We start from the raw sequence: 18693 nt of genomic DNA, 5'->3' as shown, positions 1-18693 counted from the left end.
TTTCCTAATTAATTCTTTTTAGAATGATTTTAATTTTATTTTTTTTCTCATAAAAAGATATTTTAAGATCGCATATTTCATATTCAATCTCATAATTTTGAGAATTAATCTTTTGTTTAAAACCGCAACGTGTTTTTTCTAAATTTTTTCCATTAAAAAGAGGTTTGGCTAATAAAATATCGCTTAAAAAATCTTCATAATAATAATTTTTAAAATATTTTGCATTAAATGCAAGCTTAGGATAGCAAGCTTGATTTGCACAAATTTTTTTATCAATTTTGAGTTTAAGGATTAAATGGGCGAGCTTGTAAAGCTCAAGTTTAATTTCTTGCTTGTTTTGTTTTAAAAACCCTGCATCTGCAATTTTAATTTCAGGACTTAAAAGAGCAAAATGCACAGTCTGGGTCTTTGTTTGCGTAGGTTTTATAGCACAAGCGCTTAAAAAAAATATTAAAAATAAAGCAAAATATTTTCGCAATTTCGTAACAACTTATTTTAAATTTTTAAAACTAATATTTAGTTCTAAATTTAACTCTTTGACAAGCTTCATCACGCTTTGAAGATCATCAATTTGCTTTGCAACCACGCGAATTTCTTCTCCACGAATACTTGAAGTTACTTTTAGCTTGCTGTCTTTGATGGCTTTATTGATTTTTTTAGCATTTTCGCTATCAATTGTATCGTTGATTTTTAAATTTAAACGAAACATTGCGCCACTTTCGCGAGAAAGCTCTTTAATGCCTGCAGGATTTATGCCTCTTTTGATGAGTTTTGAAATGATAATATCTTTTAAAACATCAAGTTTTCCTTCGCTTGAAGAACATAGCTTAAATACACTTTCCTTTTCATTTAAATCAATTTCATTTTTAATACCTTTAAGATCGTAGCGACCATCAAGCTCTTTTTTAGCTTGTTCTAAGGCATTTTTTAATTCTTGTTTATTAATTTCTCCGCTTATATCAAAACTATGTTCATTTGCCATTTTCTATCCAAGTTTTAAGATTATTAAATACAATATCGATTAAATTTTCTAAAGATTCGACACTTGCCCAAGCCACATGCGGAGTAATGATAAGGTTTTCTTTGTTTTTGATGCTTAAGAGTGGATGATCTTTTTTCATGGGTTCAAATTCTAAAACATCAAGCCCTACGCGTATGTTTTTTTCATCTAAAATTTGAGCCAAATCTGCCTCGTTGATGATCCCACCTCTGCCAACATTGATTAAAATGGCATTATCTTTTAGGAGTTTTAGCTTTTTTAAAGTAAGTAAATTTTTTGTTTTATCGTTTAAAGGTGCGTGAATGCTTATAATATCACAAGTTGTAAGCATTTCTTCTAGGCTAACTTGCTTGAAAGTAGAGTTGTTATTTTTTCCTGAAGTGGAGTAATAACAAATATTTGCACCAAACATAGTAGAAATTTTAGCCACTTCTTCGCCTATGGTGCCAAGCCCTATAATGCCGTGTTTTTTTCCTGCTAGAGTATGAAGAATTCTGCTATAATCTGTAAATATAGGACTATTGCACCATTGTCCTTGCTCGCACCAAGTTTTATAAAAAGGAATTTGACTTAAAAAGGCAAAAAGCAAAGCAAAGGTATGTTGCACAACGCTTTTAGTTGAATATCCAGCAGCATTTTTTACTATGATGCCTTTTTGTTCTGCGTAAGCGACATCGATATTATTTACTCCAGTGCCTGTTTCAAGGATGAGTTTAAAATTGCAAGCATCAATCACTTCTTTGTCAATGATGATTTTGTTGATCATAATAACTTCTGCATCACCTATCCTAGAAATCACTTCTTCTTTTGGTGTTAAATCATATTTTATAAATTCACCCAAGGTGGAAAAGGCAGATAAGTCACTTCCGCCTAAAGTTGCTGCATCTAAGCATACAATTTTCATTTTTATCCTTTTTGCTAAATTCTTGTGAAATCTAAGGACATTATTTTATAATATGTCCTACAAATTTGGAATAATTATCCAAAATCATACCCCCTTTTCTAAACCCTAAACCACAACCTTCATAAGCAAAGAAAACACCCGCTTGGTAGTATTCATTTTCGTGTTTATTAAATTCTGTGTATTCTTGATAGATGAAGTGATTATTTGCATAAGGTCCCATTTTTTCTTCTATTATGGTGTTGTTTTCAATTATGCTAACATTTGCACCTTCTCTACCAAAAACAGGTTTTTTAACACATTTTTTACCTGCTAAAGGCTCATTGCTTGTTTCTAAAAGTAAAGGATGATTTGGGTAAAGTTCCCATAAAATTTTCAAAATTCCCTTAGATTGAAACAAAAGTGTATAAGCTGGGTTTAAAATAATGGCTTTTTGATTGTTCATAATTTGCGTTAAAAGCATGGCAAGTTCACCTTCTTCTATGGCAATATCTTCCCAAGGAATGAGTTTAAACCAATATTCATAATTAACCCCATCTTTAAAAATTCCATCTTCACTAAATTCTACTTCATCTACATAAGAAAAATTGGTTTCAAAACCTGCTTCGCTGGCTATGTGTTCGAGTAGTTTTGTCGTCATTTCTTCTTCTTTGTTGCCTGCAACGCTAGAAAAAAGAATTTTCCAACCTTGATAATGTTCTTCAAAATCTTCTATGCTTTCATCTAGCGTGATCAATCTTTTAAAATTATCCATCAAGCTTTCATAAATACTGTTAAATTGTGCACTCTCATCCATACCGTTTTGTTTTAAAATGGCCCATTGTAAAATAGCACTTTCAAAAAGAGCTGTTGGAGTATCTGCGTTAAATTCTATGAGTTTGATAGGTTTTCCATCAAGCCCACCAGCTAAATCAAAACGCCCATATAAATGCCAATGCACTTCATTTTCCCAACTCATTTTAATTGCATCAACGAGATTAAAAGGAATGCCAAGTTCATCAAAGCGATTATTATCAATTACTTCTTGTGCGGCGGCTATAAACATATCATAAAGTTCATTGGCCGCTTCGTAGTATGCATTAGCTTCGCTTTCTTTTACAGCGACTAATTTATCACTTACATAAGCACTACCATCATTGTCTGTGTGCCATGAAAAACCTATACTTTCAAGATAATTTTCTTGTAATTTTTCTACTTGTATTAAATTCATTGTAAAACCTTAAGAACCAAAAGATGAGCTTGAACTTGTAGCTTTAGAACCGCCACCAAAAAAGCCTGATTTTGTAGTGCTTGTTCTAGGCGTTGTGCTTCCTGCTTTGTTAAAGCTATTTACGCTTCTTTGATAGGCGCTTTGGTTTGAAAATGCCCCGCGTTGTTGATTTGCAAAATTTTGATTATTAAAGAGTTTAGAACCTATCCAACTTCCCAAAATTGCACCCGCTGCACTTGCAAGCAAGGTTTCACCCAAAGAAAGACCTCCACTACTAACTTGTGCATTATCTTTGGTTAAATTTGAAGTTCCATTGTCGATTTTTGCAGCCTCTTCTTTAATAAGGGCATCCATTTCTTCTTTAGTTAAAACCCTTTCTGTGCCATTGAGATCTTGTAAAACTACTCTTGTTTCGTTGCTTGGGAATTGCTCTTTTATTTTATATTGTCCTGGTGCGGTTTCTTCGATAATAACAAAAGCACCTTGTGTTTGGGCTACTTGACTTAGTGTGTCGTTGTTTTCATTGCTACTACAGCCTACTAACACACCGCTTGCAACTGCTGCTACTCCGCTTATCATACCAATTTGAATGATTTTTTTAATTTTTTTCATTGTTTTTCCTAAGAATTTAAAGATTTTTTGCAAAATTCTAACAAAAAATAATCAATTAACTCTTAAAATTCAAAATATTTAAAAGAAGATAAAGATGCAGGAAATAAAAATGTGTAATTATGATAATAATTATAAAAGAATGTTTTTGTCGGAAAAAACTTTTCTTGAAGAAATTTTAAAATGGAATTTAAGTAAAGTTTATTATATTAGGAAGCATAGCAATTGTAGGTATAAAAGCTAAGTCCATCATTGATATTTTAATAGTAGTGAAAGATCTTGAAAAAGTCGATGAAAAAACCGTGAATTTGAAAATTTAGCTTATGAGTGTATGGGAGAATTTGGTATTCAAAATAAAAGATATTTTCGCAAAGGAGATTTTCATAGAACGCATCAAATTCATATATTTAGAGATGATGATGAGTTAATATCATAAGACATCTTGTTTTTGGAGATTATCTTAATACTTTTAAAGAAAAAGCCAAAGAGTATGAAAGTTTAAAAATCAAGCTTACAAAGCTTTATCCTTATGATATAGAAAAATATTGTGATGGTAAAGATGAATTGGTAAAAAGACTAGAAAGTGAAGTTTTGATTTGGCATAAAAAAGCCCTTTCGGGCTTTTGGGTTAGAGTCTTGACTCGTAGCGTCTAAGCATATAAAGTCTTTTAAGCATTTTTTTGCGTGCTGAAATTTTTTGTTTTTTGCGAATTTCAGTCATAGGCTCAAAAAATCTTCTTGCTCTAACTTCAGTTACAATTAGATTTCTATCCACTTGTTTTTTGAATTTGCGATACGCTTCATCAAAAGACTCGTTAGGATGCACCTTGATTCCTGGCACTATCCTCACCACCTTTCTTTAATTTAAATTTGGGACTTAATTTTAACAAATTTTTATTAAATTTAAATAAAAATTGATTATTGTAATGATGAAAAATTTTCTCCGCCAAATCTCAATAAGGCTGAGCCCCAAGTAAATCCTCCGCCAAAAGCATCAAGTAAAATTAAATCGCCTTTTTTAAGTCTTCCTTCCTCATAGGCTTCATTCATTGCCATAGGAATGGAAGCTGCTGATGTATTGCCATATTTTTGTACAGTTACAACGCATTTTTCATCACTTAAATTTAGTTTTTCTTGTACGGCTTTAATGATGCGTAAATTGGCTTGATGTGGGATAAAAAGATCGATATCTGATGCTAAAATTTGATTTTTGCTTAGAATTTCAACTACATCATTGCTAAGGGTTTGCACGGCTACCTTAAAAACTTCGTTGCCCTTCATTTTCATTGCTAGGCTGGAACAAATATTCGAACTTGATGAGCGTTCTGTCATTAATAAATCGCCAAATTTTCCATCACTTGCTGTATGCACATCGATGATAGGATTTTGAGTATCTAGGCTTACTACTCCTGCACCAGCACCATCTCCAAAGAGTATACAAATGCTTCTATCGCTGTAATCCATAATTGAACTTGCTTTTTCTGCACCTACGATTAAAACATTTTTTTTTGCACCACTTTCAACCATAGCTTTTGCTAATTCAAGCAAATAAATAAAACCTGAGCAAGCAGCCGAAATGTCAAATGCTGTAATATTTTTAAGTCCCAAATTTGCAGCGATTTTGCATGCGGTTGAAGGCATAGTGAAATAATCAGGGCTAAGCGTTGCTACAATGATAGCATCAATATCACTTGGTTTCAAATTTGCTCTTTGTAAGGCTTTAATGGCGGCTTTTGTCCCTAAATCACTTGCATTTTCATAATCTTGAGCAATGCGTCTTTCTTGAATTCCTGTGCGTCTTTGTATCCATTCATCTGTTGTATCGACAAGTTTTTCTAAATCTTGATTACTTAAGATTTTTTCGGGCACATATGCTGCTATACTCTTAAGAGAAGCTTTTTTAGGAATTGAGTTGTTTGATTTCATTTTCTATAACTTTATTTATATTAGATTTACTGAATTTAATGGCTTGAAAGATGGCATTTTTAATGGCTCTTGCGTCACTCTTTCCGTGGCTTATAATCATGCAACCGTCAACACCTAATAGGGGCGCTCCACCATATTCTTGCCAATCAATTTGTTTTTTAAGATTTATAAATGCTTTTTTCATCAATAAAGCCCCAAGTGTACTTAAAAAAGATTTTTTAATTTCTATTTTTAGCATTTTAACTATGGCTCCTGCTACGCCTTCGCAAGATTTTAAGATGATATTTCCACTAAAACCATCACAGACTAAAACATCAATATTGCCATTAAAAATATCTCTACCTTCAGCATTTCCGATAAAATTGTGCATATTTTTTAACAGCTGATGGGTTTCTTTTGTAAGCTCATTACCCTTGCATTCTTCTTCCCCATTTGAGAGTAGGGCAACACGCGGTTTACTTATACCCATTACTTCTTTCGCATAAGCTTCGCCCATAAGAGCAAATTGCAATAAATGTTCGCTTTTGCAATCTACATTAGCTCCAACATCCAAAACCAATGTTTTTCCTTTAATGTTTGGCATTAATGTAGCTATGGCCGGTCTTAATACTCCTTCAATTCTACCAATTTTTAAAGTAGCAAGAGACATACTAGCCCCACTATGTCCAGCAGAAACAACAGCATGAGCTTGTTGATTTTTGATGAGTTCAATAGCTTTGTATATTGAAGTTTCTTTGCGTTTTAGAACGTCTGTTGCGTTTTCTTCCATAGAAAAAACTTCATTAGCTTCTTCATAGGTAATAAATTTTTGTAATTCTTTTGGTATTAAGGGTTTTAAAATTTCAGAGTTACCTACTAAAATAGCGTTAAATTCTTCAGATTGTAAAGCTTGTATAACACCATCTATAATAGGTTTTTCTCCAAAATCACCACCCATTGCATCAATAGCAATGTTTATCATTGGATATTAATATTCCTTAGTTGTAGGATTGGCACGATGTGGAATTTTATAGCTTCCATCTTTATCTTTTATAGGCATAGGAAGGCTAACTTTGTAATGAGTTCTTCTTTTTGCTGCACGAGTTTTACTTACTCTTCTCTTAGGTACTGCCATTTTTTCTCCTTATTTTGTATTACATTTTGAACAATAAAAATAATCACTCAAATAAGCTTCAAGCTCACTTATAGCAATTTCTATTAGATCTATTTGTGAATCAAAAAATTCTATTGTATTGCTAAGCTCATTTTCTTGATCTTTGAATATCCCATCGCTTGCAAAGACTTCTATGTCTTCATTTAGTGAAAGTTCTATTTCCTCACCACAGCTATCACAAGGTCTATAAACAAAACCAGACATTATAGCATTTATTTTAAGCAATTTGGGATTAATTTTTGAAATTTTCCCTTCAAAGATAACATTTTCAAGATTTAACTTGAAGGGATAATCTACTGAATTTATCTTAGAAAAAGCTATTTTCATTAACAAATTTCATTTGGTTTAAAGAAAAAGTCAATTTCGATTTTAGCATTTTCTAAACTATCGCTACCATGAACAGCATTTGCATCAATGCTTTGGGCAAAATCTGCTCTGATTGTTCCCGCTTTTGCTTCCTTTGGATTAGTTGCCCCCATTAAATCTCTATTTTTAAGAACAGCACCTTCACCTTCTAAAACAGAAATTACAACAGGTCCGCTAATCATAAATTCAACTAAATCTTTAAAAAAAGGTCTCTCTTTGTGCACAGCGTAAAAGCCTTCTGCTTGTTCTTTTGTAAGCTGAACTTTTTTCATAGCTGCAATTCTTAAACCATTGCTTTCAAAACGATCTAGAATTTTACCTATAACACCTTTTTTAACAGCGTCTGGTTTAATTATAGACAAAGTTTTTTCCATAAATTACTCCTTTTGCAAATTTTGAAATTTAACTAAAATTCTTTTTTAGATTTTTTTAAAGTTTAGAATTATACTGATTTTTTTTTAAAAAAAGTTAAATGATTTTTAGTTATTGAGTATTATGAGTCAATAACTAAAAATTTTGTGTTTTATTTGCAAGAAATTTTTAAGCAAAAACAGGGGTATCTCCGTTTCTCATACTTGCATCAATATTATCACGACTTGGTTGTCCTGAAGCTACATTGCTCCATACTATACAGCCATCTGTTGGGCAAGCACTTGCGCAAGCTGGTTGATCATTGTGTCCTACGCATTCAACACATTTGTTTGCATAGACATAATATCTATCTTCATTTTCTGGGTTATTTGCATCATCCACAATAGCACCCACAGGACATTCATCTATACAAGAACCACAGGCTATACAAATATCTGTAATTTTTACCGCCATCTTAATCTCCTTAATTTTTGATATTGTCGAAAATATTTTAACATAGTATTCTTAAAAAAACTAAAAATTTTGATAATCAAAAAAATATATATTTTGATAATAAATATTAAAATATTTTTATATAATTTTTTAGTATTGATTAGCATTTTTTAAATATTTAATTAAAATATAGTTGAGGCTATAAAATTACTAAAAATTTTTAATGATATAAAAAATTTAAATATATTATAAGATTTAAATGATATAATTTCCTTACTAATAAAATTTATTATTTAGGAGAAAATTATGGTAGTAACTAAAAAAGCTTTGGATTTTACAGCACCAGCTGTATTAGGAAACAATGAAATAGTTGAAGATTTTAATCTTTATAAAAATATAGGTCCAAAAGGTGCAGTTGTATTTTTCTATCCAAAAGATTTTACTTTTGTTTGTCCTTCAGAGATTATTGCTTTTGATAAAAGATACCAAGAATTTAAAAATAGAGGCATTGAAGTTATTGGTGTATCTTGCGATAATGAATTTTCGCATTTTGCTTGGAAAAATACTCCAGTAAATCAAGGTGGTATTGGTAATGTTCAATTCCCATTGGTTGCAGATTTAACAAAACAAATCGCTAGAAATTTTGATGTATTGTTTGGCGAAGCTGTTGCGTTAAGAGGTTCGTTCTTATTAGATGCTGATGGAACAATCCGCCATGCAGTAGTGAATGACTTACCACTTGGTAGAAATATCGATGAAATGATTAGAATGGTAGATACTATGCTTTTCACAAATGAGCATGGTGAAGTATGTCCAGCAGGTTGGAATAAAGGTGATGCTGGTATGAAAGCAAATCCTAAAGGTGTAGCGGAATATTTAAATCAAAATGTTTCTAAACTTTAATTTTCAAAAAGCCCTTTTTGGGCTTTTCATTCTTTCTTTAATTTGTATTTTTTAATCTTACTTTTAAAATTAATGATATAATCTGATTTATTTTTTTAATATATAAATTATATAAGGATAGTAATGGCAGCAGATGATCAAGAAAAAACAGAAGAGCCCACGAGTAAAAAGATAGAGGATGCTAGAAAAGAAGGCAATGTTCCTAAAAGTCAAGATGCGGCTGCTGTTATAACTTTGATTGTAGCTATTGTGGTTGTTTTGTTTTTGATAGGATTTTTGGGTAATAGAATTGAAAATTTATATAGGTATTATCAAAATTTTATCGGAGTTGAATTTGATATAAGAATTTTACAATCTATAATGATTAAAACAATGTTTGAGCTTATTATTATGCTTTTTCCTATTGTTATCAGCATTATGATAGCTGGAATTGTAGGCAATGTAATGCAGTTTGGCTTTATCTTTACCACAAAGCCTATTACTCCAAATTTGGGAAAGATTAATCCTTTAAAAGGTTTGCAAAACTTATTTTCCTTGAAAAAATTAATAGAATCTGTAAAAATTACTTTAAAAGTTGGAGTTGTTTTTATTATAGCTTTTATTTTTTTATTACAATTTATGAAAGAACTTCCTAAAGTCGAACTTTACAATATTGCTTCGCAAATGATATGGCTTAGAGATAAGGCGATTATTTTGGCTACTATTGTAATCATTGCATTTTTAATTATCAGTATTTTAGATGTTTTTTTAGTGCGTTTTCAGTATTTTAAAAGTTTGCGTATGAGTAAGCAAGAAATTAAGGATGAGTATAAACAAATGGAGGGAGATCCTCAAGTTAAAGCTCGAATTCGTCGCCTCCAAATGGAAGCTGCAAGGCGTAGGATGGTGCAAGATGTTGCAATGGCTGATGTGGTGATCACTAATCCTACACATTATGCAGTAGCAATTCGTTATGATAATACCAAAGAAAATGCACCAAAGGTATTAGCAAAAGGAGTTGATTTTTTAGCACTTCGCATTAAAGAGATTGCATATCAAAATAATGTTTTGGTATATGAAAATCCTCCATTAGCAAGAGAGCTTTATAAACTTTGTGATGTGGGAGATTTAATCCCTAGGGAGCTTTTTAAGGCTGTAGCTGAAGTGTTAAGTTTTGTTTACACTTCAAATCGCCAAAAATTTGCAAGTCGCCTTCAATAATGTTTAATCGGTATTTTTTTGATTAAAATTTTTAATAATTTCAAGTACAGATTTTTGAGTTTGAGTATCTTCTGTATCTATTTTATAGTAAATTTCAACTCTGTTGTTTTCCGTGGATTGTGGATCATTATTTAGAGGTTGATTTACTCCAAAACTTTTGAGGCTAATATTTTTAACATTGACACCACCATTGATAAAATACTCAGCTACCTTTTGTGCTCTTTGATAAGCTAAATTGTAACTTTTTAACGCACTATCACTATTATCTGTATATCCACGAATTTCGATTTGAACTTGAGTGGGAAGTTTAAGGGTCACTTCAACCATTCTTTTAAGGAAATCATTGACATCATTAGAAACAATATCAGCACTGCCTCTGGCAAATTCCACTCTCGCTGGCAAATTAAGGGCTATTTGATTTTCAGATTGGTCTAAAGCAGCTTTAAGTTTAGCTATGGTTTCTTGTTGGGTTGTTATAAGAAGTTTTAGGGCTTCTAGTTCATCTTTTGGTTTTGTTGCTGCACCTTTATATTGTTTTTGATTTTGAGTTTCTTGTTCTATGGTTTGAGAGGGAGTGAAGTCAAAAATTTTAATAAATTCAGTTTTTAATGCTTCAACTTTCGCAGGATTGCTTTCAGAAATTGCCCAAAGAGCAATAAAAAGTGCTAAAAGTAAACTCAAAAAGTCTGCATAAGGTACAGCCCATCTTTCTCCAGCTGGGCATTCTGGACACTTGCGTTTTTTACTCATTTTAAGCTCTTTTATTTATCAAATTGGGAAATACGCACATCATTTTTTCCTAAGAAATTAAATAATTTTGCTTCTAAATCTCTAGGATTTGCACCTTCTGCTATACCTTTTATTGCCTCCATGATAACAACTTGTTCTTTAACCAAATCCATTGCATTAGCTTTAAGTTTAGCACCAAAAGGACCAAAAAGAGCGTAAGATCCAAATATTCCTGTAACTGTAGCGGTAAATGCTCCTGCAATACCCATCGCCATTGCTTGCGGATCTTCAAGTTTTTGCAAAGCAAGCATAAGTCCTAAAACCGCTCCAACAAGCCCCATAGTAGGACAAGTTTCGCCAAATCGTGTCCAGTATTCTGCGCATTCTTTGTAATATTCTTCTAATTCTTCGGTTTGAATTTCCATGCTTTCTTTGATTTCATCAAAATTTTTTCCATCGACCATCATCATCATAGCATTTCTTAAAAATTCGTTTTCAATTTCGTTAGTTCTTGATTCAAGCGCTAAAAGCCCGTCTCTTCTTGCAATGATTGAAAATTCTATCATTTGAGCAATGCGTTCTGGTAAATTCACTTTTGCACCTGTAAATACAATTTTTAATTCTTTATAAGCCGCTTTTACAATTTTTTTATGAGTTGAAGTCATAGCACAAAAGGCTGCGGTAGGGATCACTATAAGAAAGGAGCTTAGATGAATAACATGCAAAGGATTTCCGCCTTCTAAAATATCACCAACGGAAATACTTACAGTAGCTAGAACTATTCCGAGTAAAGTTGAAAGATCCATTAAATTCTCCTTATTTTAAATCGCCCCATTTTTTAGCGATGCTTGAACTTGTTTTTAATTTTACTTTTAATTTTACTATATTTTCCATAATATCACTAGCTTTTTTAACAAAATTTTCACATAATTCATCTTTAATTTCAAAAATTAACTCATCGTGAATTTGTAAAATTAATTTTTTATTTTCATCTAAATCTTTAGCAATTTCTATCATCGCAAGTTTTATGATATCAGCTGCTGAGCCTTGAAGTATAGAATTTATACTTTCTCTTTCATACATAGCCACTTGCATAGGCTTGGCATTTTCAAAGTCAAAATAGCGCCTTCGTCCGCTTAAAGTTATGATAAAGCCATTTTGCTTAGCTTCATTTTTTACTTTTTCAAAATAGTTTTTAATGCTAGTAAAATTTTCAAAATATTTTTCTATATAAGTTTTAGCTAAACTTGCTTCGATTTTTAAATTTTGGCTTAAGGTTTTATAGCCCATTCCATAAATTAAACCAAAATTAATACTTTTTGCCACACTTCTTGTTTCATAATTACTCTCTCCAAATATCATAATAGCTGTTTTTGCGTGTATATCTTCATCATTTTTAAAGGCTTCTAAAAGCTTTTCATCTTCACTAAAATGTGCAAGCATTCTAAGCTCGATTTGAGAATAATCAAGACTTATAAAACTAAAGTCATCTTTAGCTACAAAGCAGGATTTATAGTCTTTTGCATATTGTCCATGTGCAGGGATATTTTGCAAATTTGGATCTTTAGAAGAAAGGCGACCCGTGGCAGTGCCAGTTTGTAAAAAACTAGAATAAATTCTTGAATTTTCATCTTTTAAAGCAAGCTTTAACAAAGGCTCACAATAAGTAGAATAAAGCTTAGCAAGCTCTCTATAATCTAGCAATTTAGCAATCACAGGGTGTTTATCTAAAAGATTATTTAAAACTTTTTCATCAGTAGAATAGCCCGTTTTAGTTTTTTTACCACTTGGAAGCTTGAGTTTTTCAAAAAGCACATCGCCTACTTGTTTTGGCGAATTTAAATTAAGTCTATCTTCGCAAAGCGTGTAAATTTCTTCGCTTAAAATTTTAATCTCATTTTCAAATTTTTTCATTAAAATTTCTAGTGCATTAGTATCTATCTTGATACCATTTTCTTCCATCATCATGATGACTTTTATAAACTCAAATTCACAATTTTTCGCAAGTTCTAGCAAATTAGCGTCAAGATTTTTAAGAAAATAAAGATAAAATCTTAAAGTAATATAAGCATCTTCGGCAGCATACTTACAAGCTTTTTCAAGTTCCACACTTGCAAAAGTTTCACCTTTTTTTACCAAGCTTTCAAAATGCAAAGTTTCATAATTAAAAAGCCTTAAAGCCAAATCATCCATATTTACCCTTAAAGATGGATTTTTAAGCCACGCTAAAATCATAGTATCGGCGTATTTTAAAGGTGTTTTTAAACCAAAATTATTTTCTATGATTTTAAAATCATATTTTAGATTATGTCCTACGATAAAGTGCGAGTATATAAGCTCTATGGCCTTTTTAGCACTACTAAGTGAAATTTGCTTGCCAACCCCTAAATAATTATGAGACAATGGCACATAAAAGCTTTCTTCTTCACTCATGCAAAAACTAAAGCCAACAATTTTTGCTTTCTTAGTGTCAAGTCCTGTAGTTTCTGTATCAAAAGCTATAATACTATCTTTAGGGAGTGAGTTTAAAATTTCAAAAAGCCTATTTTCATCTTGGATCAAAGTAGCTTTAAAGCCTAAATTTTTATCTTTATTATCAGGGTTTTGACGGAGTTTTTTAAGCAAAGCATTAAGTTCAAAACGCTCTAAAATTTCAAGCACTTTTAAAAGAGGTTCATCACTTGGGTAAGATGATTTTTCAAGCATATTATCAAAATTTAAATCTTCATATAAAGAGGCAAGTTTTTTACTTAAAAAAGCATTTTCTTTACCTTCTAAAAGCAAATTACGGCTTCTTTCATTGCGTACCAGCATTAAATTTTCATAAATTCCTTCTATACTACCAAATTCATCAAGCAAGGTTTTAGCTCCTTTTGCGCCTATACCTTTAACTCCTGGGATATTATCCGAACTATCCCCACAAAGTGCTAAAAAATCACGAATTTGACAAGGTTTCACTCCATATTTTTCTAAACACGCCACTTCATCATAGTCGTTTTTAGAAATAGGACTATAAATGCTTACTTTGCCATCTTTTATAAGCTGATAAAGATCCTTATCTTGTGTTACTACACGAACAAAAATCTCTTTATCTTTGCAAGTTTTTACAAAAGAAGCGATGATATCATCTGCTTCATAGCCTTCTTGTGAAATGCTAATAAAGCCCATTTTTTCTATCATCTCTATACAGACCGGAATTTGTGCTAAAAGCTCTGGTGGTGGCGGGGTGCGATTTTGCTTATAATTTGGGTCAATTTCACTACGAAAAGTTTTGCCTTTAGAATCAAGCGCAAAAATAATATAATCACTTTTATGCTCGTTTTTTAAACTATAAATAAAATTAGCAAAACCACTCACCATTCCACTGGCTTCACCTTGAGAGTTTTTAAGTCCTTTAAGGGCATAAAAAAGCCTGAAAAAAAATCCAAAAGTATCAATTATTGTTAAAGTTTTCATTTTTCCTCTGAGTTTGTTTTTGCTTTATTATTCCAAAGATAAGTTTTAAAATAGGTTAAATAGTTTGAAATTAGTATTAAAATTATTTACCTTGTTAAATATGTTTATTTGGAATAATTTTTGCTTATGATTATAATGCATATAGATAATTTAAAATCAAAGGAGCAAGCATGTTTAAAGACATAACGGGGCAGGGTGTAAATACTATAGCTGGTGGAAATATCAATCGCTATGCTCTAAATTTGATCCAGAAAATGTTGAAAGCTTTTTTCTTTCTAGTGCTGCGGAATTTAGAGCTAAGAAAAATAAGGCTATTGATTATCCAAACGACTTATTAAAAGATATAAAAATTTGAAAGGTGAGAGTATGCAAATTAATTCAAGCTACAATAAATGTAAAAGAAGATGATGGAATATCAACTTATAAAGATGTAAGGGATAAAGTTTGGGAAGATTATTTAAATGGAAAAATAGATCTTGATGTATTTTGTAGAACCGGAGCCGCATTTTTGACTGCTTCATTAATTGAGGATTATCAAGAAAGCGGTTCTTTAGATAATATTTTTGGAAAAATGAAAAGAGTTCAACAAGAAAGACTTAAAGCAGATACTCCAAGTGAAATTGCGGTGGAAATTAATAAAGATATTTTTGCGTTAAACAATAACTTTAATGCAGTATTGCCAGGTATGACAAAAGAAGAAAATCAAAGACTAAACAATAAAGCAAAAGATTTTCTTTTTGAAATTTTGCAAGACATAAAAGTTTGATTATCTTGCGTGTGGAGAGTTTTATGAAGATTACAAATGATTGTTTGACTAATGCTTATTTGCAAAAAAGCGAAATTTCAAATCATCGGCAAGAAAATAAAAATTTTTCTGAGATTTTAGAAGATGCCCAAGAAGAAAACAAAAAAGCACCGCCTCATGCAGTAAGTGCAAAAGAGGTGGAGCTCTTAGGTGGTGCTATGTTTGTTAATGCCGTAAGGGAAACTATGTCTATTTAAGGTATTAACGAACCTTTTAAAATCAATTCTGCAATTTTAAGTGAAGTAAGAAGCAAAAGACATAACCAAAGCGATCTTATAAAGCTTAAAGCAATGTTGGAAAAGGATTTGGAGGTTTTGCAAAGTCCTACGGATATCCAAAAAGGATATTTGATGGGAAAGCCTGAAAGTGAAGCACATTTTAGAGCAAGGAAAAACGAGGCAATTGACTATGTAAAAGAATTACTCAAAAATTTAAAAGTTTGATACAATTAGAAAAATTAAATTTTTAGGATTAAAATTGCTTATATACAGACTGATCAATCATTATAAAAATATTTATTATAGAAGTACTAAAAAATTTATATTGATATGGATCAGTTTTGCTTTAACTCCTTTGGTTTTTAGTTTTATTTTCGATCAAATCGCCATTTATGCTACAGGAAAGTTAAGTGCTGATTTATTGCTTATTTTTTTAAATATTTTTACCATTGTTGTTGTTTTTGCTTTGTTGATATTTTTAACCATTACAATGTGGGCTGCATTTGGACATAAGATTGACATTAAAGAAAAATTTGTAATGATTTTAAGTTCTTATGTATTGATATGGTTTGCTTATGGAAATTTGTATTATTTTTCTTGCGATGTGGATAATTACGATAGGATTTTAAAAGCGGATAAGACTTTAAAATTTGATAAATTACAAGAAGAAAGCATAAAGGTGCAATTTCAAACGCCTATTAAAGGAATAGGAAATTTTTGGCAATGGGACGAAAATTTGGGTTTAAAGTCAGTTAATCGAATTGAAGGTTTTTTAGATTGTTTGTATTTTAGCGGTGTAACTATGCTGACTGTGGGTTATGGCGATATTACTCCTGTGAGTCGTTTGTTAAGATTTTTTAGCATTTTGCAAGGCTTTTTAGGGCAAATTATCGTTGTGGTAGCGATGGGAATTTGGGTTAATCAAATCACTGCAAGAAATAAATCTGCTTAATATTTCATTAAATTTTTAGGATATAAAAACTCTTATTTATATTTTTTTGAATTTTAATTATTCTTTTGTTACATTAATATACATTTTTTAAACAAGATAAAATAAGTATTTGGATTTTATTACCAAAGTTTGAAAAAGTGCTATACTTTAATTAAGTTTATTGCAAGTGAAAGGAGTTTGTGTGGGTATTCATAGACGCGATTTTCTTAAGGGTGTAGGGCTAAGTTCTGCGGTTTTAAGTATGCCGGGAATGCTTGGTGCTTTTGAAGGTAAGCTTAAAGGTTCTCAAAAATTTGTTAAAAGCATTTGCGAAATGTGTAGCACTCGTTGTCCTATAGAGGCAAGGGTTGATGAGAATAATAGGGTTTTTATTCAAGGCAATATTTATTCTAAAGCAACAGAGGGTGGAATTTGTGCTAGAGGAGGATCGGGTGTAAGTCAGCTTGTGGATCCTAAGCGTTTAGTAAAACCTTTGATGCGTGTAGGTCAAAGGGGTGAGGGTAAATTTAAAGAAGTAAGCTGGAATGAAGCTTATGAGTACATTAGTGTTAAGCTCAAAGAAATTAAAGAAAAACACGGTGCTAAAAGTGTGGCTTTTGCGAGTAAAACAGGACCTGATCAAACTTTTATGAATCAATTTGCCTATGGTTTTGGTACGCCAAATATTTTTGATCACGGCAATACCTGTCCTTCTGGTTATGCGACAGCTTTGGCAAGTGTTTATGGTAATGGTTCGCTTAGTAGAGATTTCGCAGATTGTAAATTTATGTTAAATTTTGGACATAATGTTTATGAAGGTATGGTAATCTCTTATGCAAGAGGAGTTACTAAGGCTTTAGAAAAGGGATGTAGACTTATTTCCTTAGATCCTCGTTTTTCGGTTCTTTCTTCTAAAGCAGATGAGTGGATACCTATTCGCCCAGGTAGTGATGCTGCGTTTATGATGGCTTTTATCCATACTTTAATTTTTGAAGAGCTTTATGATAAAAAATTCGTTCAAAAATACACTGTAGGTTTTGAAAAACTTAAAGAAAGTATTAAGGATTATACTCCAGAGCGTATGGCTAAAGAATGCGATGTTAGTGCGGAAAAAATCATTTCTTTGACTAGAGAGTGTGCTTCTTATGCGCCACATTGTATGATTGATTTTGGTCATAGAGCAACTTTTACTCCAGAAGAAATAGAATTTAGAAGAGCCATTGCTATTGCTAATGCTTTGCTTGGAAATATAGAAACTAAAGGCGGTTTGTATTTTCCTAAGGGTGCTGCTTTGTATAATAAAATCGCAGGTCAAAAGGTTGCTCCAATTATTAAGGGTTCTATTTTACCAAAAGTGCCCGAGCCAAATGAGCCACGCATTGATGGAGTGGATATTAAAGGTGGAGAATTTAGCAAAATTCCAAAAACCAGAGGAATTTATAGTAAGGTTTATGAGACTATTTTGAGTGAAAAACCTTATGCAATACACGGGCTTTGGATTACAAGATCAAATCCAGTGATGACTGTAAGTAATTCAGATGAAGTGGTGAAAGCGCTTAAAAAACTCGATTTGTTTGTATGCGTAGATGTTTATATGAGTGATAGTGCACAATATGCGGATATTATTTTGCCAGAATCAACTTATTTAGAAAGAGATGAGCACTTCTTATCTGATGACGGCAAAAATCCTGGCTATCAAGTGCGTCAAAAGGTAGTAGAGCCTATAGGCGATACAAGAGCTTCGTGGAGAATTTATAAAGAATTAGCACAAAAAATGGGCTTTGGTGACTTATTTCCTTACAAAGATATTGAAGATTTTAGAATGCAACAAGCTTATGAATATCCTGAAGAAATTTATGAGCTAAAAAGCAAAGGCTTAACAAGTTATGGCATACCGCTTTTAGCACGCGATAAAGAAAGTATTGCAAAATTTGTAGAAAAATATCCAAATTCTAAACAATTTTTAGATGAAGATGGAGAATTTAGCGAAATTCTAAAATGTAAAACAAAAAGCGGGAAAATAGAGCTTTTTGATGAGGTTTTAGAGCAAGCTTGTGGGCGCGGAGCTTTAAAATACAATGATCCTAAATTAAAAGGCGATTCGCAGTTTTATTTTATACAAGGCAAAGTTGCTGTGCATACAAATGGGCATACAGCTAATGTTCCATGGCTTAATGATTTAATGGATAATAATGCCGTGTGGATCAATCAAAATGTTGCAAATAAGCTTGGACTCAAAAAAGGTGATAGTATAAAAATTAAAAGTGAAGTTGGAGAACAAATTGCACAAGTATTGCCTACAGTCGGTATTAGAGAGGATACTTTGTTTGCGTATTTTGGTTTTGGACATACGAGCAAGTGGCAAGAAATTTCTTATGGCAAAGGAATGAGTGCAAGTCATCTTTTAAAAAATATTATTTCTCCTGTGAGTGGCAATAATGTCCATACCATAGGTGTTGATATAGAAAAAATATAGGAGCTA

The 18693-nt window shown here is 31.7% G+C and carries 25 protein-coding genes; 10 read left to right on the top strand and 15 right to left on the bottom strand.

Going from position 1 to position 18693, the window contains the following annotated elements:
* Nucleotides 1-4: 4 nt before the first annotated feature.
* Genes ELQ16_RS05245 through ELQ16_RS05225 form a run of 5 tightly spaced genes read right to left on the bottom strand, consistent with a single transcriptional unit; the run spans nt 5 to nt 3723 of the window.
* Nucleotides 5-478, bottom strand: coding sequence for a hypothetical protein (locus ELQ16_RS05245; protein WP_134238514.1), 474 nt, complete (start codon nt 476-478; stop codon nt 5-7).
* A gap of 12 nt (nt 479-490) precedes the next feature.
* The gene (locus ELQ16_RS05240) at nt 491-982 is read right to left on the bottom strand and encodes a YajQ family cyclic di-GMP-binding protein (protein ID WP_134238513.1); all 492 of its coding nucleotides are present in this window, start codon (nt 980-982) and stop codon (nt 491-493) included.
* On the bottom strand, nt 972-1904 hold the full coding sequence (locus ELQ16_RS05235; protein WP_134238512.1) for a D-2-hydroxyacid dehydrogenase: 933 nt from the start codon (nt 1902-1904) through the stop codon (nt 972-974). The genes ELQ16_RS05240 and ELQ16_RS05235 overlap by 11 nt, the downstream gene beginning before the upstream one ends.
* A 40-nt stretch (nt 1905-1944) precedes the next feature.
* On the bottom strand, nt 1945-3111 hold the full coding sequence (locus ELQ16_RS05230; RefSeq protein ID WP_134238511.1) for a glutathionylspermidine synthase family protein: 1167 nt from the start codon (nt 3109-3111) through the stop codon (nt 1945-1947).
* Nucleotides 3112-3120: 9 nt separating this feature from the next.
* Nucleotides 3121-3723, bottom strand: a complete 603-nt coding sequence (locus ELQ16_RS05225; protein ID WP_134238510.1) for a UPF0323 family lipoprotein — start codon at nt 3721-3723, stop codon at nt 3121-3123.
* Nucleotides 3724-3923: 200 nt separating this feature from the next.
* Here ELQ16_RS05225 and ELQ16_RS10540 point away from each other — a divergent pair, with 200 nt between their 5' ends.
* Together ELQ16_RS10540 and ELQ16_RS10535 are read left to right on the top strand one after the other, a co-directional pair.
* A complete protein-coding gene (locus ELQ16_RS10540) occupies nt 3924-4040 on the top strand; it encodes a GrpB family protein (RefSeq protein ID WP_208335066.1) in 117 nt (38 codons plus the stop codon).
* Between the two features lie 109 nt (nt 4041-4149).
* A complete protein-coding gene (locus tag ELQ16_RS10535) occupies nt 4150-4374 on the top strand; it encodes a GrpB family protein (RefSeq protein ID WP_208335065.1) in 225 nt (74 codons plus the stop codon).
* Here the strand turns inward: ELQ16_RS10535 and rpsU are convergent.
* The 7 genes from rpsU to ELQ16_RS05185 form a co-directional block, all read right to left on the bottom strand.
* On the bottom strand, nt 4349-4561 hold the full coding sequence (rpsU, locus tag ELQ16_RS05215) for a 30S ribosomal protein S21 (protein ID WP_009649620.1): 213 nt from the start codon (nt 4559-4561) through the stop codon (nt 4349-4351). The genes ELQ16_RS10535 and rpsU overlap by 26 nt on opposite strands.
* 77 nt (nt 4562-4638) lie before the next feature.
* Nucleotides 4639-5646, bottom strand: coding sequence for a beta-ketoacyl-ACP synthase III (locus ELQ16_RS05210; protein ID WP_134238509.1), 1008 nt, complete (start codon nt 5644-5646; stop codon nt 4639-4641).
* Complete coding sequence (gene plsX, locus ELQ16_RS05205) at nt 5621-6607, bottom strand: phosphate acyltransferase PlsX (RefSeq protein ID WP_134238508.1); 987 nt, start codon at nt 6605-6607, stop codon at nt 5621-5623. The genes ELQ16_RS05210 and plsX overlap by 26 nt, the downstream gene beginning before the upstream one ends.
* Before the next feature lie 6 nt (nt 6608-6613).
* Nucleotides 6614-6760: a 50S ribosomal protein L32 gene (gene rpmF, locus ELQ16_RS05200; protein ID WP_070282971.1), complete on the bottom strand. Its 147-nt coding sequence runs from the start codon at nt 6758-6760 to the stop codon at nt 6614-6616.
* Between the two features lie 9 nt (nt 6761-6769).
* The gene (locus ELQ16_RS05195) at nt 6770-7126 is read right to left on the bottom strand and encodes a hypothetical protein (protein ID WP_134238507.1); all 357 of its coding nucleotides are present in this window, start codon (nt 7124-7126) and stop codon (nt 6770-6772) included.
* Nucleotides 7126-7539 (bottom strand): nucleoside-diphosphate kinase, encoded by a 414-nt coding sequence (gene ndk / locus ELQ16_RS05190; RefSeq protein ID WP_134238506.1) that lies wholly within the window; start codon nt 7537-7539, stop codon nt 7126-7128. Before ndk ends, ELQ16_RS05195 begins: the two co-directional genes overlap by 1 nt.
* A gap of 166 nt (nt 7540-7705) precedes the next feature.
* Nucleotides 7706-7990, bottom strand: a complete 285-nt coding sequence (locus ELQ16_RS05185; protein ID WP_134238505.1) for a 4Fe-4S binding protein — start codon at nt 7988-7990, stop codon at nt 7706-7708.
* A 285-nt stretch (nt 7991-8275) separates the two neighbouring features.
* Here ELQ16_RS05185 and ELQ16_RS05180 point away from each other — a divergent pair, with 285 nt between their 5' ends.
* Nucleotides 8276-8872, top strand: a complete 597-nt coding sequence (locus ELQ16_RS05180) for a peroxiredoxin (protein ID WP_134238504.1) — start codon at nt 8276-8278, stop codon at nt 8870-8872.
* Between the two features lie 123 nt (nt 8873-8995).
* A complete protein-coding gene (gene flhB / locus ELQ16_RS05175) occupies nt 8996-10072 on the top strand; it encodes a flagellar biosynthesis protein FlhB (protein WP_134238503.1) in 1077 nt (358 codons plus the stop codon).
* Nucleotides 10073-10075: 3 nt separating this feature from the next.
* Here the strand turns inward: flhB and motB are convergent, their stop codons facing one another.
* The 3 genes from motB to polA are packed head-to-tail and all read right to left on the bottom strand — an operon-like array spanning nt 10076 to nt 14257.
* Nucleotides 10076-10822: a flagellar motor protein MotB gene (gene motB / locus ELQ16_RS05170; protein WP_134238502.1), complete on the bottom strand. Its 747-nt coding sequence runs from the start codon at nt 10820-10822 to the stop codon at nt 10076-10078.
* 11 nt (nt 10823-10833) lie between these two features.
* On the bottom strand, nt 10834-11607 hold the full coding sequence (gene motA / locus ELQ16_RS05165) for a flagellar motor stator protein MotA (RefSeq protein ID WP_134238501.1): 774 nt from the start codon (nt 11605-11607) through the stop codon (nt 10834-10836).
* 10 nt (nt 11608-11617) lie between these two features.
* On the bottom strand, nt 11618-14257 hold the full coding sequence (polA, locus tag ELQ16_RS05160) for a DNA polymerase I (RefSeq protein WP_134238500.1): 2640 nt from the start codon (nt 14255-14257) through the stop codon (nt 11618-11620).
* A 170-nt stretch (nt 14258-14427) separates the two neighbouring features.
* Here polA and ELQ16_RS09990 point away from each other — a divergent pair, with 170 nt between their 5' ends.
* From ELQ16_RS09990 to phsA, 6 genes are all read left to right on the top strand, one after another.
* Complete coding sequence (locus ELQ16_RS09990) at nt 14428-14595, top strand: hypothetical protein (protein ID WP_166739658.1); 168 nt, start codon at nt 14428-14430, stop codon at nt 14593-14595.
* Nucleotides 14596-14615: 20 nt separating this feature from the next.
* Nucleotides 14616-15023, top strand: a complete 408-nt coding sequence (locus ELQ16_RS05155; RefSeq protein ID WP_134238499.1) for a hypothetical protein — start codon at nt 14616-14618, stop codon at nt 15021-15023.
* 23 nt (nt 15024-15046) lie between these two features.
* Nucleotides 15047-15259, top strand: a complete 213-nt coding sequence (locus ELQ16_RS05150) for a hypothetical protein (protein WP_134238498.1) — start codon at nt 15047-15049, stop codon at nt 15257-15259.
* A gap of 93 nt (nt 15260-15352) precedes the next feature.
* Nucleotides 15353-15505, top strand: a complete 153-nt coding sequence (locus ELQ16_RS09985) for a hypothetical protein (RefSeq protein ID WP_166739657.1) — start codon at nt 15353-15355, stop codon at nt 15503-15505.
* A 34-nt stretch (nt 15506-15539) separates the two neighbouring features.
* Nucleotides 15540-16232 (top strand): potassium channel family protein, encoded by a 693-nt coding sequence (locus ELQ16_RS10155; RefSeq protein WP_208335063.1) that lies wholly within the window; start codon nt 15540-15542, stop codon nt 16230-16232.
* A gap of 181 nt (nt 16233-16413) precedes the next feature.
* Nucleotides 16414-18687, top strand: a complete 2274-nt coding sequence (gene phsA, locus ELQ16_RS05140; RefSeq protein ID WP_243832590.1) for a thiosulfate reductase PhsA — start codon at nt 16414-16416, stop codon at nt 18685-18687.
* The last annotated feature ends 6 nt before the right edge of the window (nt 18688-18693 follow it).

The organism is Campylobacter sp. US33a (assembly GCF_004378855.1).
Lineage (GTDB): Bacteria > Campylobacterota > Campylobacteria > Campylobacterales > Campylobacteraceae > Campylobacter_D.
The sequence above is the reverse complement of the archived record's forward strand: the minus strand, read 5'-3'. Positions and strand labels throughout refer to the sequence as shown.

Bases quoted from the DNA above. Each gene is read 5' to 3' on its own strand.
- ELQ16_RS05240 (WP_134238513.1), bottom strand. From the start codon at position 982: ATGGCAAATGAACATAGTTTTGATATAAGCGGAGAAATTAATAAACAA.
- ELQ16_RS05235 (WP_134238512.1), bottom strand. From the start codon at position 1,904: ATGAAAATTGTATGCTTAGATGCAGCAACTTTAGGCGGAAGTGACTTA.
- ELQ16_RS05230 (WP_134238511.1), bottom strand. From the start codon at position 3,111: ATGAATTTAATACAAGTAGAAAAATTACAAGAAAATTATCTTGAAAGT.
- ELQ16_RS05225 (WP_134238510.1), bottom strand. From the start codon at position 3,723: ATGAAAAAAATTAAAAAAATCATTCAAATTGGTATGATAAGCGGAGTA.
- ELQ16_RS05210 (WP_134238509.1), bottom strand. From the start codon at position 5,646: ATGAAATCAAACAACTCAATTCCTAAAAAAGCTTCTCTTAAGAGTATA.
- plsX (WP_134238508.1), bottom strand. From the start codon at position 6,607: ATGATAAACATTGCTATTGATGCAATGGGTGGTGATTTTGGAGAAAAA.
- rpmF (WP_070282971.1), bottom strand. From the start codon at position 6,760: ATGGCAGTACCTAAGAGAAGAGTAAGTAAAACTCGTGCAGCAAAAAGA.
- ELQ16_RS05195 (WP_134238507.1), bottom strand. From the start codon at position 7,126: ATGAAAATAGCTTTTTCTAAGATAAATTCAGTAGATTATCCCTTCAAG.
- ndk (WP_134238506.1), bottom strand. From the start codon at position 7,539: ATGGAAAAAACTTTGTCTATAATTAAACCAGACGCTGTTAAAAAAGGT.
- ELQ16_RS05185 (WP_134238505.1), bottom strand. From the start codon at position 7,990: ATGGCGGTAAAAATTACAGATATTTGTATAGCCTGTGGTTCTTGTATA.
- ELQ16_RS05180 (WP_134238504.1), top strand. From the start codon at position 8,276: ATGGTAGTAACTAAAAAAGCTTTGGATTTTACAGCACCAGCTGTATTA.
- flhB (WP_134238503.1), top strand. From the start codon at position 8,996: ATGGCAGCAGATGATCAAGAAAAAACAGAAGAGCCCACGAGTAAAAAG.
- motB (WP_134238502.1), bottom strand. From the start codon at position 10,822: ATGAGTAAAAAACGCAAGTGTCCAGAATGCCCAGCTGGAGAAAGATGG.
- motA (WP_134238501.1), bottom strand. From the start codon at position 11,607: ATGGATCTTTCAACTTTACTCGGAATAGTTCTAGCTACTGTAAGTATT.
- polA (WP_134238500.1), bottom strand. From the start codon at position 14,257: ATGAAAACTTTAACAATAATTGATACTTTTGGATTTTTTTTCAGGCTT.
- ELQ16_RS09990 (WP_166739658.1), top strand. From the start codon at position 14,428: ATGTTTAAAGACATAACGGGGCAGGGTGTAAATACTATAGCTGGTGGA.
- ELQ16_RS05150 (WP_134238498.1), top strand. From the start codon at position 15,047: ATGAAGATTACAAATGATTGTTTGACTAATGCTTATTTGCAAAAAAGC.
- ELQ16_RS09985 (WP_166739657.1), top strand. From the start codon at position 15,353: ATGTTGGAAAAGGATTTGGAGGTTTTGCAAAGTCCTACGGATATCCAA.